Origin of the sequence: Aquirufa antheringensis, from assembly GCF_004307425.1 — a bacterium.
Taxonomy (GTDB): domain Bacteria; phylum Bacteroidota; class Bacteroidia; order Cytophagales; family Spirosomataceae; genus Aquirufa; species Aquirufa antheringensis.
The window spans coordinates 561,763-575,290 of record NZ_SEWZ01000003.1 but is presented as its reverse complement, the minus strand read 5'-3'; the positions used below and the strand labels follow the sequence as shown (position 1 = coordinate 575,290).

Here is a 13,528-nt window from a genome sequence, read left to right as displayed (position 1 = left end):
GAACCACAAAGGTACATATTATAGTTTATATAGGTAATTTTACACTATGAAATCCCTTTGGATACTTTTATTAATACTTTTAATCTGTTTACCGGTTTTTGCCAAAACCTCGTTTCCCGACTCACTTTTGATCGGAAACGTAAAGGTATTCATTCATCCTTCTGCTAAATCCATCCTCGAAACAGAGCAAAAGCGCTTAGGCAGCAGCAAGAAATTTGTGGAGAGTATGAAGGAAAAAATGCGCTTCTATTTTCCTGTCATGGAGCCTTTATTACAATCAGCAGGCATTCCCAATGAGTTCAAATACCTTTCGGTTCAGGAAAGTGGATTAAATCCGATCGCAGTTTCGAGCTCGCAAGCTGTGGGATATTGGCAATTCAAATCAGGTACTGCGACAGATGTGGGAATGAAAGTAAATGCAAATGTGGATGAACGAAAGCACATTATTGAGGCCACAAAAGGCGCTGCGAACTATTTCACCCGCAATAATCGAGTATTGAATAACTGGGTAGGAACACTTCTCTCCTACCGAGTAGGTTTAGGAACGGCGAAGAAAACGTCCTATGTGATGGATTGGGTGGGAAAATCGGACATTCAGGTGGATTCAAGTACGGATTGGTATGTGCTGCGTTTTTTAGCTTACCAAAAATTCTGGGCAGATGAATTCAAAAAAGATGATTCTCTTGGTATTCAACCAATTAACCAGTCTAAACTAATTTGTTACGATAATTCCTGCGGCAAAAACCTGTATGAAATTGCGGATGAGCTAAATGTCAGCTTCGATGATTTGAAGAAATACAATCCATGGATATTGAACGATTACGTGCCTAGCGATAAGAATTACATTATTTATCACCCATCCACAGTTACCTTCTTTGATAACTCTATCCAAATCCCTGAGATTTTACAGCCAGACGATTTTCTGTTACCGCCTAAAAAGAAGTTAGATAACCCGCAGAAGGAATAATCCATCCCGGATAGGAAGTAGTAAAGGCTCTACACGTGGATCATTCGCCACTTTGGTATTGAAATCACGCAAAGCTTGTGTCGATTTGTCTTTAGCCGCTTCCTCAATAATTTTACCGCTCCACAGCACATTATCCACTAAAATAAGTCCTCCTGGACGCATTTTGTCGATAACAAGATCAAAATACAGCGCATAATTACGCTTATCCGCATCGATAAATACCATATCGATAGGGCCTTCAATAGCAGGAATTTCGTGAGCGGCATCCGCGATACGGTAATCAATTTGCTCCTTATAAGGAGAACGATCAAAGAATGAACGCGTAAACGTCTCTAACTCTTCATTCACATCAATCGTAATCAAACGACCACCTGCTTTTAAACCTTCCGCCATACAAAGGGCAGAATAACCGGTATATGTCCCTATTTCGAGGATGAGAGAAGGTTGATAAACTTTGGCAATGAAAGACAAAAAACGCCCCTGCAAATGACCAGAAAGCATCCGAGGCTGCAACACCATCGCGTGCGTCTCCCGAACTAACTCCTTTAACAAGTCATTTTCTGGCTCCGTGTGCAGGCGTGCATATTCCTCTATTCCTTCGTCAATGAATTCCATTATTTAATCCCTGTGTAGAAGAAGTCCAATGAATGATCAGGATCCTGGCTAAGGAAATAATCATCCACCTGAATCGATGAAACCAGTGAATTATTCGACTTAGACATCGATAAGCGACTCATGCGATTCGCGATATCATAAGGTACCTGTAACCAAGTTCTTGGTAATTTATATTGTAAGTTGAAAATATCGAAACGCGTGATTTTCTTGACTGCTACCTTATTTTCCTCATAGTAATCCATCACTTTTTGATTTCCGTGCACCCCTTCCGTAATAACCTCAGAGAAGTGTTTCTTCATCAAGTCGCGTAATTCTGGCGCCAAATATTCGCGTACGTGCCATGGATTGCGGGTTAAGGAGAATTTCCTATTCACGGTCGTTAAATACAATTTACCGCCCGGCTTTAACACGCGAGCCGCTTCCGCTAAGAAGAAATCATCGTTTTCGATGTGCTCAATCACTTGAAAAGTCACCACATAATCGAAATGATTCGAAGGCAAATCTTTCAATGGAGGTAAGAACATATCGATGAACTTGAACTTAGGATAAGTCTTCGATAAACTCTCCATCAATTCTGTGTTCTTATCTACTCCCGTATAGTCACTTACCGCGTCAGCTAATACACCCACACCACGTCCTGTGCCGCATCCAATCTCTAATACATTGCCAGAAAGTAATTGGCTGACGTGGATATAAGGATACAATAAACGTTGGTGAACGGGATTATCTGAAGGAATATCAGAGGAAGCGATTTCGGTAGTTTTATACATTCTAATAAAGTTAAGAGACAAAGGTAAGGAATTATCTAGCTGAAATGTTAAAAAAAATGTCGACCTTCGTGCAAAATTTCAAGCAACATCGTGTCAGAAGAAAACGCATCAAGACCCCCATTTAAGAGACCATTTAGACATTTTACAGCTCCTGTAACAGACAATAAAGAGTTTGTGTTTGGGGTGCAATCTGTTTTAGAAACGCTTCGTTCTGGGAAAGAAATTGATCGTTTATTAGTCCAAAGAGAACTAGGAAACACTGAAATCCTTGATTTAGCCAAAGAAAAAGGCATTCAAGTACAAAAGGTACCTTTGGAAAAATTAAACCGCATTACACGGAAAAATCACCAAGGAGCCATCGCTTTCGTTTCTGCCATTCACTATGCAAAATTAGAGAATGTCATTGCAGACACCTTTGAGAAAGGCGAAATACCCTTTATTTTGATTTTGGACCGCGTTACAGATGTAAGAAACTTCGGTGCTATCGCACGTACAGCAGAATGCGCGGGTGTTCACGCCATTGTTTTACCCTCTCGTGGAGCCGCTCAAATCAACGCAGACGCGATGAAAACATCCTCTGGAGCGTTGAACTTTATTCCCGTATGTAAGGAAGACAGCTTAATCCAAACGATTGACTTCTTGCAAAATTCGGGCTTGCGCGTGGTAGCTTGTACAGAGAAAGCCAAAAGCACGATCTACGAAATAGACTACAAGGACCCGATCGCCATCATTATGGGATCAGAAGAAGATGGAATCACAGTCGAAATCATCCGCAAATCAGATGAGATCGCTAAAATCCCTCAAGCAGGTCAAGTAGGATCCTTAAACGTATCAGTTGCAGCGGGTGTCATCATTTTTGAGACCGTTCGCCAACGTTCTATTTAATTTTTACGAAGTATCTGAAAAGCCGACGCTTGCGCTGTCGGCAAAATAGTCACGTCTGCAATATTGACGTGCGCTGGAGCTGCGACGATATAACGAATTAATTCTGCCACATCTTCCGCGACTAAAGGTTCGTATCCGGCATATACCGCCTCTGCTTTTGCTTGATCTCCTTTAAAGCGAACCTCGGAAAATTCGGTAGCAACTGCCCCTGGAGCCACATTCGAAACTTTAATCCCAAACGGGTTTAAATCCTGGCGCATCCCCGCTGATAAGGCCTCTACTGCCGCTTTGGAGGCACAATACACATTCCCATTCGGATATGTTTGCTTTCCTGCAATAGAAGACAAATTAATGATATGACCCGATTTTCTTTCGACCATTCCTTTGATCACTTCCTTAGACACATATAATAAACCTGTCACATTAGAGGCCATCATCGCATCCCAATCAGCTACATCTCCATCTTGAATAGCAGACATACCATGTGCATTACCCGCATTATTTACCAAGACATCGATATTTTTCCATTCAGCTGGAAGAGATTCAAACGCTTGAATAACCGCAGATTGGACGCTCACATCGAACGTTAACAGCGTCGAATGAACCGATAAACTAGCCTGCAGCTCCTCTAAACGTTCCTTTCTTCTACCACAAAGGATTAATTGAAAACCTTCTTTAGCTAAGGATTGAGCAGTGGCGCGACCGATTCCGGAACTCGCACCCGTGATGCAGGCGATTTTTTTCATAGGAATTAATTTAATGCGAAGGTAAGCGCAAAGAGGTGTTCTAAAAAATTTGAGCGTAATTTGTATCCAAATTCAATACCCTATGAACTTTTTAATCGTTGGATTGGGCAACATAGGCCCGCAATATTTATTTACACGCCATAATATTGGATTTATGGCGGTGGATTTTTTGGCCAAACAAAAGGACCTCAACTTCAAAACCGATCGATTAGCCTCCGTTGCTTCTTATAAATTAAAAGGACACACGATATACCTGATCAAACCCACGACATTCATGAACCTGAGCGGTAAGGCGGTTAATTACTGGCTCTCCTATTATAAGATTGAAAAAGAGAACATGCTCGTATTAGTGGATGACTTAGCTATCCCATTCGATACCTTGCGTCTTAAGCCCAAAGGATCATCTGGCGGGCACAATGGCCTTAAAAGTATCGAAGGCGTTCTAGGAGGCACAGAATACCCTCGTTTGCGTATGGGAATTGGTAGCGATTTTGCCAAAGGAAGGCAGGCTGATTATGTCTTAAGTAACTTTTCTGAAGCCGAATTAGAGACAATCCCCTTCATTTTGGACAAAACCGCGGAGATAATAGAAACATTCTGCGTTGAAGGACTCACTAAAACAATGAACAAATACAACCAATAATTGTACTTTTTAAAGAATCTTTGAATTTTTCCGTAATTTTTAAATAAGAATTAATCAAACGATTTAAAATAATAAGCCAAATATTATTCTGCAATACTTCATAAATTATACTAAATATTCTGATTTTGAATTCAAATTCGGAATATACTGAAAAATAACACACAAAATAGACTAAAATAAAGTTTTGACATATTAAAAAAATGCAATAATTTTGCATCGTTGATTTAGATAATAAATATAACAAAAATATGAAGAAGACATTATTATTAGCTAGCTGTTTAATTGGATTAAACCTAGTTGCGGTTGCAGGAGAAGAAGCACGTTCATTTAATCGTTCAAACGATTTATCAGTAAAAACAGAAACATTATCAGAAGTGATCACCTCGTTGATTCGCAAAGACGCTCAACTGAAGAGTGCAAGCGCTGCGAGTTTGACTATATCGATTTTAGAAGATTTCCAAAATAACAAAACAGAGTTCTTAAAAGCTTCTGAGTCAGAAAAAGTGGTTTTCAATCAAACCATCAAAACTATTTCTGAGCAAGGTCAAAATTTTTCAGACACCAAGACGTTAAACTGGATCAAAGAAATTAATCAAACAGCTAAAAAGATCAACCTAGTGTGGTCAATTGTAGGCACTGAACCCGTTATCGATACTAATTTTGATAACAGCTCAGAACAGCAAGAGCACTTGATTGTTATGTTATAAGTAGATTGTTAGTAGTTTTCATAGTTAAATAGGTTTAGAGGTAATCAAAAAAGGTGAAGTTTTTAACTTCACCTTTTTTTTATTTTTTTTGCACTAAACTTATAAAATATCCACTAAAGCATTATATTTGTATAAATTTTCATAGTTAAATAGGTTTAGAGGTTAAACAAATAAGGCCAGAAGTTTCTTCTGACCTTATTTTTATTTTATACCACCCTGAAAATGAGGACCTAATTAACAGTCCCTCCATTCCAAATTTGTTTGTTAGGTTGTACTAATGCCAGACTTCCGTCTGCATCTTCTGCCATCAAAATCATCCCCTCACTCTCAATTCCCATCATTTTACGCGGCGCTAGATTTGCTAAAAAGGTCACCTGCTTACCTACGAGATCTTCTGGTGCGAAATGCTCTGCAATACCAGACAAAATCGTTCTATTCACAAAACCATCATTCACTTGAAGCTTTAACAACTTCTTACTCTTCTCCATCTTCTCTGCCGCAACAATTTCACCGATGCGAATATCCATTTTGGCAAAATCATCAAAAGCCACCGTCTCTTTAAGAGCTGGCACTGTTTTAGTCGCTAATTCCATCTGCGCTTTCGTTTGAACTAATTTATCTACCTGCTTTTGAACCGCTTCATCTTCTATTTTCTCGAATAACAAGCCCGGATTTTTTAAGGTTGTCCCTGCAGCAATCACCTCAAAATCACCAATACTTGACCACTCAAAGCTCTCCATACCTAGCGCAGTACGCAATTTCTGTGCACTAAACGGAATGAATGGCTCTAAGGCAATACTTGCTTGAGCCACTAATTGCACCGCATAATTCAATACCGTTCCAGCCTTCGCCGGATCTTCTTTCATGATTTTCCAAGGCTCCGCTTCCGCTAAGTATTTATTACCTAATCGAGCAATCTCCATCGCTAACACAAGTGCATCGCGGAATTTATAATTTTCTAATGCTACCGCTAGTTTAGCTGGAATTTCAGCCACCGCAGCCATCAAATCGGCTTCTAATCCGGCTCCTTCTCTCTTAGGAGGCACTACAGAACCGAAGTTTTTATCAATTAATACAAAAGCACGGTTCACGAAATTGCCTAAAATGGCGACTAATTCGGAGTTGTTTTTGGTCTGAAAATCAGCCCACGTAAAATCGGCATCTTTCGTTTCTGGACTGGAAGCCGTCAACGCATACCGCAATACGTCCTGCTTGCCCGGGAAATCCACTAAATATTCATGTAACCAAACCGCCCAATTACGCGAGGTAGAAATCTTATCCCCTTCCAGGTTCATGAATTCATTCGCCGGCACCTGATCCGCTAATTGATAACCTCCGTGCGCCATACACATGGCGGGGAAGATCAAACAATGGAACACAATATTGTCCTTCCCTATAAAATGCACGATGCGGCTATCCTTTGCCTTCCAATACGTCTCCCATTCTGGCGTTAATTGCTTTGTCATCGAGATATATCCGATGGGAGCATCAAACCACACATAAAGCACTTTGCCTTCCGTATCTGGCAAAGGAATAGGCACACCCCAGTTCAAATCACGCGTCATCGCACGAGGCTTCAAGCCTTCTTGCAACCAAGATTTAACCTGACCCGTCACATTCGACTTCCATTCAGGGTGTGAGTTAATGTATTTTTCTAATTCTGGCTGCCATTGATCTAAAGGCAAAAACCAGTTTTTGGTCGGCTTTAAAACAGGTTTAGAACCACTCAAAGCCGATTTAGGATTCAATAATTCCGTAGGAGAAAGCGTCGTTCCACACTTTTCACACTGATCGCCATAGGCGCCTGGCTGCTTACAAGAAGGACAATCGCCCGTGATATAACGATCCGCTAAGAATTGTTTCGCTTCTTCATCATAGAATTGCTCCGTCACTTCCTCGATAAATTTCCCTTCGTTATATAATTTCAAAAAGAACTCTTGAGAAACTTCGTGATGTACTGGATCAGAAGTTCTTCCATATATATCAAAGGAAATGCCGAATTGCTCGAACGAATCCTTGATTTCTTTATAATAATAATCGACTACTTGCTGAGGTGTCTTCCCTTCTTTCGCAGCCTTAATGGTAATAGGCACGCCATGCTCATCTGTTCCAGACACGAAAATCACGTCCTTTTTCTGCAAGCGCAAATAGCGCACATAGATATCTGCAGGTAAATAACATCCGGCCAAGTGACCGATGTGAATAGGTCCATTCGCATAAATTAACGCTGCAGTAACGGTAGTCCGTGAAAAGTCTGACATAAAATTGGGTAAAATGAAAGCACAAAAATAGGCAAAAACATTCATTGAAATAATCGATTTACCTATTGCGCATCAAAAAAATATGACTATCTTTGCACACAATTTAAAAAAACAGACAAAAGAAAATGTTAATTATTTCGATAAAAGAGAACGAATCAATTGATAAGGCTTTAAAGCGCTTCAAGAAGAAATTTGAAAAAACAGGTGTAGTAAAAGAACTACGTAGAAGATCTGCTTTCGAAAAACCTTCTGTAGGTCGTCGTAAAGAAATGATTCGTGCTGCTTACAAGCAAATCACTTACGGAAATATTAATAACTAATTTCCTATACATTCTTTAAAGGAATTGACTAATTTCGATGATGAATCGTGAATTAGTCAATTTTTTTTTGGACCACCTGTCCATCGAAAGGCGCCTCAGTTCGCATACAATTACCTCCTACTCCACTGACTTAGAACAGTTTAGCGCTTTCATCGCTTCTACGGAGCTATCACAAGTCCAAGCGTTAACCATTCGAAAATGGCTCATCAGCTTATCCGATGATTCTATCCAAAACCGAAGTATTAACCGCAAATTGGCCACACTTCGTACCTTCTATAAGTACCTTTTGCGTACGGGGAAAATAGCAGAAAATCCAATGACCTCTATTCGGATGGTCAAAACCACCAAGAAAATACCCCAATTTGTCCGGGAATCAGAGATGGAAAACCTGGTGAATAACCGGAAAATCGCTACGAATTTCAGCGAGGCGAGAGACGAACTTATCCTGTTTTTACTTTACGGAACAGGCATTCGTCTGGCAGAATTGATTTCTCTGCAAAACAATCAAGTCAATCTAGCAGCTAAAACAATTCGAGTAATCGGAAAGCGAAATAAGGAACGGATGATTCCTATTCCTGGCTTACTTGTTGACTTAATAGCAACGTATCGCAGCTTTTGCACCGTAGAACACGCCCATTTACTACTCACAGATAAAGGGGAACCACTGTACCCCATGTTTGTACAACGTTTAGTCAAGAAAAATCTAGGAGAATATAGCCAACTAGAGAAGCTTTCTCCACACGTATTGCGTCACACCTATGCGACACACCTTTTGAACAAAGGGGCGGATTTGAATGCCATCAAAGAGTTATTAGGACATGCGAATTTGGCAGCTACGCAAGTATATACCCATAACTCGATGGAGAAAATGAAAGCGATCTACTTACAAGCGCATCCGAAGGCCTAATCGGCTAAAACAACTGGACCTTTTTGGTTGATTTGAGAAACATATTGCTCTGATCCAATACCCAAGGCGGCAAATTCTGCGGCCATCGCTTTCGCTACTTTTTGGGCGGTTTCTTCTCCTTTAGATAAGGCAAATAACGAAGGTCCGGAACCTGAAATGGAACAACCTAGCGCACCGCTAGCAATCGCAGCAGCTTTTACTTCCGCAAAACCAGGGATTAAGATCGCTCGAGAGGGCTCGATGATCACATCGACTAAGGAACGACCAATCAGCTCATAATCGGGCAATAGTAACCCTGCTACTAGTCCGGCAACATTCCCCATTTGGGTGATGGTAGTGGCCAATGAGATTTCTTTATCTAAAATTCCGCGCGCATCTTTCGTATTCACCTCGATTTGCGGGTGGACAATACTCGCATATAGATCTGCAGGCACAGGCACTTGAATGATATCTAAGGGATCGTAGGAACGAATGACAATAAAGCCTCCTAAGAGCGAAGGACCTACGTTGTCTGCGTGCGCGGAGCCGCAGGCGACGCGCTCGCCTTCCATCGCGAAGGGCAAGAGGTCCTTTTGTGATAAAGGGCGGCCCATTAATTCATTTGCTGCAAAAACGCCCGCAACCGCTGAAGCAGCTGAAGACCCTAAGCCGGAGCCTAAAGGCATATCTTTATGCAGCGACAATTCAAATCCTTGATCTTCGCGACCGATATGTGCTAAGTACTTTTGGATGGCAATACCAGCGGTATTTTTCTCTACAGCCTTAGGCAAACGGCCATCATCCCCTGTGATTTCTTTAATAACGATTCCTGGAGTCGCTTTCTTTTCTAACACGACCTCATCTCCAGGATGATTCACAGCAAAGCCGAAGATATCAAATCCACAAGCTACATTCGCTACCGTCGCTGGCGCATATACGCGTATCTTTTCCATATTATGCGAGATGACTACCGATGGATACAATATCTGCAAAAACACCCGATGCAGTCACTTCAGCTCCAGCACCAGGCCCTTTAATCACTAAAGGACGGTCATGGTAACGCTTTGTGGTAAAGGCAATCACATTATCAGCCCCATCCATTTGGTAGAATGGATGAGCGGGACCGACAGAACGCAAACCGATGGTGATTTTTTGGTCTTCTAAACAAGCGATGTAACGTAAAACTTCGCCTTTCGCAGCAGCCTCATTCACCAATTTCTCGAAGAAATCATTGGCCTTATCTATCTCCTCGAAGAAGGCATCCACCGTGGGAGCTGCCTCACAAGCCGGAGGAATGATCTTTTCTATGGTTATATCAGAGAATTCTAATTTCAATCCAATCTCGCGGCTCAAAATCAAAATTTTACGCGCCACATCCATTCCACTTAAATCTTCGCGAGGATCAGGTTCCGTATACCCTTTTTGTTTGGCCGTACGTAATACTTCACCGAATGACTTCCCTGGCGTAAATTGATTGAACAAGAAAGATAGAGTACCGGATAAAATTCCTTCAATTTTCTCAAAGCGATCCCCAGAAGCAATCAAACCTTGAAGGGTATTAATTACTGGTAAACCAGCCCCCACATTCGTCTCATATAAGAACTTAACTCCCTTAGCTAGAGCTGTTTGATGCAATTGTGCATACAAATCATATGGCCCTGAATTAGCCACCTTATTAGGTGTTACGACCGAAATATTGGACTGGAATAAGCCTAAGTAATTTGTATAAATCTCTTTGTTCGCTGTACAATCTGCGAAAATGGAATTAGGCAAGTTTAAAGCTTTGATTTGGGCAATAAATCCAGCTAAATCGGCTGGTTCGCCTGCGGATTCCAACAAGCTCAAAGCTTGATCTAACTCAATTCCTTCCTCTTTTAACACTTGTTTGCGGCTATTCGCGATTCCGATTAACCTAATTTTAATGCCTTTGTATTTGGCCAAATAATGCTCCTGACCAATAATTTGCTCAATTAAAGTCTTTCCGATTAAACCCGCACCCACTAAATAGAGATGTAATGTTTTAATCTGAGAGAAGAAGAACGTCTCATGAATAACATTCAAGGCCTTAGAAAGATCCTTATTTTCAATGACGACTGAGATATTTAACTCCGATGAACCTTGTGCTGTAGCGACAATATTGATCCCGTTTTTCCCTAAAGAGGAGAACAACTTTCCACTCACACCGGTGTGCTTACGCATCCCCTCACCCACTACAGCAATAACTGATAAATCTTTTTGGATATCAATTCCCTCAATGTCACCCGCTGCCATTTCAGCCGCGAATTCTTTTTCAAGTATTTTTCGCACTTTATCAGCCACAGAAGGATCGATGGCAAAACAGATGCTGTGCTCAGAAGAGGCTTGAGAAATCAAGACAACTGATATTTTTTCGCGGGCTAAAACCGTAAATAATTTGGCCGAAACCCCAGCCACACCGATCATCCCTGAACCTTGTAAATTAACTAACGCAAGCTGGTCAATCGACGAAATTCCTGTGATAATGTAAGGACTCCCTGTAGGCTCTTTACTAACCACGGTGCCTTCAAAAGAGGGGTTAAACGTATTAAGTACCCGAATCGGGATGTTCTTTGCGAAAGCAGGCTGTAAAGAAGGAGGATAAATGACTTTAGCCCCAAAATGAGTCAATTCCATTGCTTCCGCATACGAAATCGAAGGAATCGTAAAAGCTGATTTCACTTTTCGCGGATCAGCTGTCATCATTCCGTCTACATCTGTCCAAATTTCAATCTCTTTTACCCCTAAAGCAGCACCAATTACCGAAGCGGTATAATCAGATCCACCGCGACCCAAGGTTGTTGTCTCCCCTTTAGCATTAGACGCAATAAAACCGGTAACTAAACCAATTTTACCCTTATTCGCTTCAAAATAACTAGAAATCAACGGATTAGTCACCGCAAAATCTACTTCGGAATGACTAAAAGAACTATTCGTTTTAATAATTTCCCGAGCATCTACATAGAAAACGGGAAGACCTTTTTGCTGTAAAATGGCAAAGATTAAATAAGTGGATAATCGCTCCCCAAAACTAACTAACGCATCAGAAGTCTTAGGCGATATCTCTTTAATCAAGTTTATTCCTTTCAACACATCCCGCAATTCATTCACCAAAGTCCGCACATGTGCGATCACTTGGCTCTGACCTGTCACCGGAATAAAATGCTTAATTACGTCGAAATGACGTGTTTCAATCGTCTCAATCAGGGTATTTACCGTGCTTTTCGGCTGAGCAGCCAGTGTGCCCGCTTCCAACAAACGATTGGTCACACCGCTCATCGCAGAAAAGACAACAGCAAAATCTGAGGAGGATTTCCCGTTTGACTCGATAATCGCCAAAACGGATTGAATGCTTTCGATGCTTCCACAACTGGTCCCACCGAATTTTAGGATTTTTTCCATTAATTAAGAAAACAAAATGATTCTCAACTCTACAAACAGTTGAGATATAGGACAAATATACGATTTTAGGCCGTATTTTGCCCAAAAAATCGGTGTTTTCTATTTTTTCTTTTCCGCTGCCATCACCATTGACAACTTCAATTTAGCTGCCAGGTCATAGATATTGGTTAATTCTTGAACTGTCTGATTTCGATCCATTCGAACTACTAAAGTCACCGCTTTTTTAGAAGTCACCTCATTCGAAAGTTCAGTCTCTAAGTTCGCGACATCTACTAAACGATCATCGATATAATAGTTCAATTTTTCGTCCACAGTTAAACGGATCACTTCATTCGCAGGCGTAGGCATGGGCTTTGCTGTCTCAGGCAAAAGCAATTTGATTGCATCCGGCGAAGCTAACGTCGAGATCATTAAAAAGAACATCAATAGAAAGAAAAGAATATCCGCTAGGGCTCCTGTTTCTACCTCCGATGCTTCTCTGGCTCTTTTTCTGAAGTTCATCGAATTAGGCTTTAGACGCTGGTTTGTGAAGAATATCTAAGAAATCAATGGCTGTAATTTCCATTTTATTAATCGTACGATCAATCATCGTCGTCAATAACGTATACAAAACATACGCAATAATACCCACGATCAATCCCGACGCAGAAGTCACCATCTTCTCATAAATACCACCGGCAATCGTTGAAATATCAATTTTATTCGAGATCGAAATATTGTGGAAAGTACGAATCATACCCGTCACCGTTCCCAAGAATCCAAACATCGGGGCAATACGCGCGATAGCACTCAGAATCCCTAAATTCTTCTCCATGTTGTAGATTTCTACTTTGGCCTTATTTTCAATCGCCGCTTCAATATCACGTATAGGAGAACCTAAACGGGATAAACCTTTTTCCAAAAGCTTCGCAATCGGATAAGAAGTCGCTTTGCAAAAATTAATCGCCCCTTGCACATTCCCAGCCTGCAACATGTCGTTGATCGTGTGCAAGAAATTCTCATCTAATTTTGCTGTCTTGCGAATGTATAAATAGCGCTCAACAAACAAGAAAACGGCAGCAGCGAACAGGAAACCGATAGGATACATCACATATCCCCCTTTTCCTAATAAGTCTAACACCGAAAATTCTTCTACGACTACTTTAGTCACCTCTTGAACGGGACCGGAAGCATTAACGATAGAATCTGCTACCGCAGAAGAAAGAGAATCGACGGTCGCACCCGCCTGAAGTAAAATAGTTGCTAGCGATAAAGCCATAGGATGAATTGATTAATCTTATTAACTACAAGTTTACACTTTTTTTTTGAAAT

The 13,528-nt window shown here is 41.0% G+C and carries 14 protein-coding genes; 6 read left to right on the top strand and 8 right to left on the bottom strand.

Annotated features, from left to right (window positions below; translation table 11 throughout):
• Window positions 1–46 precede the first annotated feature (46 nt).
• Entirely contained in the window at window positions 47–967 is a 921-nt protein-coding gene (locus tag EWU21_RS08260; protein WP_130896388.1) for a lytic transglycosylase domain-containing protein, read from the top strand.
• Here EWU21_RS08260 and EWU21_RS08255 read toward each other — a convergent pair.
• Both EWU21_RS08255 and EWU21_RS08250 read right to left on the bottom strand, forming a co-directional pair.
• Window positions 944–1,582 (bottom strand): O-methyltransferase, encoded by a 639-nt coding sequence (locus EWU21_RS08255; RefSeq protein ID WP_130896386.1) that lies wholly within the window; start codon window positions 1,580–1,582, stop codon window positions 944–946. The genes EWU21_RS08260 and EWU21_RS08255 overlap by 24 nt on opposite strands.
• Window positions 1,582–2,352: a class I SAM-dependent methyltransferase gene (locus EWU21_RS08250; protein WP_130896384.1), complete on the bottom strand. Its 771-nt coding sequence runs from the start codon at window positions 2,350–2,352 to the stop codon at window positions 1,582–1,584. The genes EWU21_RS08255 and EWU21_RS08250 overlap by 1 nt, the downstream gene beginning before the upstream one ends.
• A gap of 90 nt (window positions 2,353–2,442) precedes the next feature.
• Here EWU21_RS08250 and rlmB point away from each other — a divergent pair, with 90 nt between their 5' ends.
• Window positions 2,443–3,237 (top strand): 23S rRNA (guanosine(2251)-2'-O)-methyltransferase RlmB, encoded by a 795-nt coding sequence (rlmB, locus tag EWU21_RS08245; RefSeq protein WP_130896382.1) that lies wholly within the window; start codon window positions 2,443–2,445, stop codon window positions 3,235–3,237.
• Here rlmB and EWU21_RS08240 read toward each other — a convergent pair.
• Entirely contained in the window at window positions 3,234–3,983 is a 750-nt protein-coding gene (locus tag EWU21_RS08240) for an SDR family NAD(P)-dependent oxidoreductase (protein WP_130896380.1), read from the bottom strand. The genes rlmB and EWU21_RS08240 overlap by 4 nt on opposite strands.
• Before the next feature lie 82 nt (window positions 3,984–4,065).
• Between EWU21_RS08240 and pth the strand changes: the two genes are divergently transcribed.
• The gene (pth, locus tag EWU21_RS08235) at window positions 4,066–4,626 is read left to right on the top strand and encodes an aminoacyl-tRNA hydrolase (RefSeq protein ID WP_130896379.1); all 561 of its coding nucleotides are present in this window, start codon (window positions 4,066–4,068) and stop codon (window positions 4,624–4,626) included.
• A gap of 248 nt (window positions 4,627–4,874) precedes the next feature.
• Window positions 4,875–5,333 (top strand): hypothetical protein, encoded by a 459-nt coding sequence (locus EWU21_RS08230; RefSeq protein ID WP_130896377.1) that lies wholly within the window; start codon window positions 4,875–4,877, stop codon window positions 5,331–5,333.
• 230 nt (window positions 5,334–5,563) lie between these two features.
• On the opposite strand, the gene metG is transcribed toward EWU21_RS08230, so the two are convergent.
• On the bottom strand, window positions 5,564–7,594 hold the full coding sequence (gene metG, locus EWU21_RS08225) for a methionine--tRNA ligase (protein ID WP_130896375.1): 2,031 nt from the start codon (window positions 7,592–7,594) through the stop codon (window positions 5,564–5,566).
• 125 nt (window positions 7,595–7,719) lie between these two features.
• On the opposite strand from metG, the gene rpsU reads away from it, so the two are divergent.
• Together rpsU and EWU21_RS08215 are read left to right on the top strand one after the other, a co-directional pair.
• A complete protein-coding gene (gene rpsU, locus EWU21_RS08220; protein ID WP_130896373.1) occupies window positions 7,720–7,914 on the top strand; it encodes a 30S ribosomal protein S21 in 195 nt (64 codons plus the stop codon).
• Window positions 7,915–7,954: 40 nt separating this feature from the next.
• Complete coding sequence (locus EWU21_RS08215; RefSeq protein ID WP_130896371.1) at window positions 7,955–8,821, top strand: tyrosine-type recombinase/integrase; 867 nt, start codon at window positions 7,955–7,957, stop codon at window positions 8,819–8,821.
• On the opposite strand, the gene EWU21_RS08210 is transcribed toward EWU21_RS08215, so the two are convergent.
• From EWU21_RS08210 to EWU21_RS08195, 4 genes are all read right to left on the bottom strand, one after another.
• Window positions 8,818–9,753 (bottom strand): homoserine kinase, encoded by a 936-nt coding sequence (locus EWU21_RS08210; protein ID WP_130896369.1) that lies wholly within the window; start codon window positions 9,751–9,753, stop codon window positions 8,818–8,820. The two genes, EWU21_RS08215 and EWU21_RS08210, sit on opposite strands and share 4 nt — an antisense overlap.
• 1 nt (window position 9,754) lies before the next feature.
• The gene (thrA, locus tag EWU21_RS08205) at window positions 9,755–12,217 is read right to left on the bottom strand and encodes a bifunctional aspartate kinase/homoserine dehydrogenase I (RefSeq protein WP_130896367.1); all 2,463 of its coding nucleotides are present in this window, start codon (window positions 12,215–12,217) and stop codon (window positions 9,755–9,757) included.
• A 99-nt stretch (window positions 12,218–12,316) separates the two neighbouring features.
• Entirely contained in the window at window positions 12,317–12,718 is a 402-nt protein-coding gene (locus EWU21_RS08200; protein ID WP_130896365.1) for an ExbD/TolR family protein, read from the bottom strand.
• Between the two features lie 4 nt (window positions 12,719–12,722).
• Complete coding sequence (locus EWU21_RS08195) at window positions 12,723–13,475, bottom strand: MotA/TolQ/ExbB proton channel family protein (protein WP_130896363.1); 753 nt, start codon at window positions 13,473–13,475, stop codon at window positions 12,723–12,725.
• Between the last annotated feature and the right edge of the window lie 53 nt (window positions 13,476–13,528).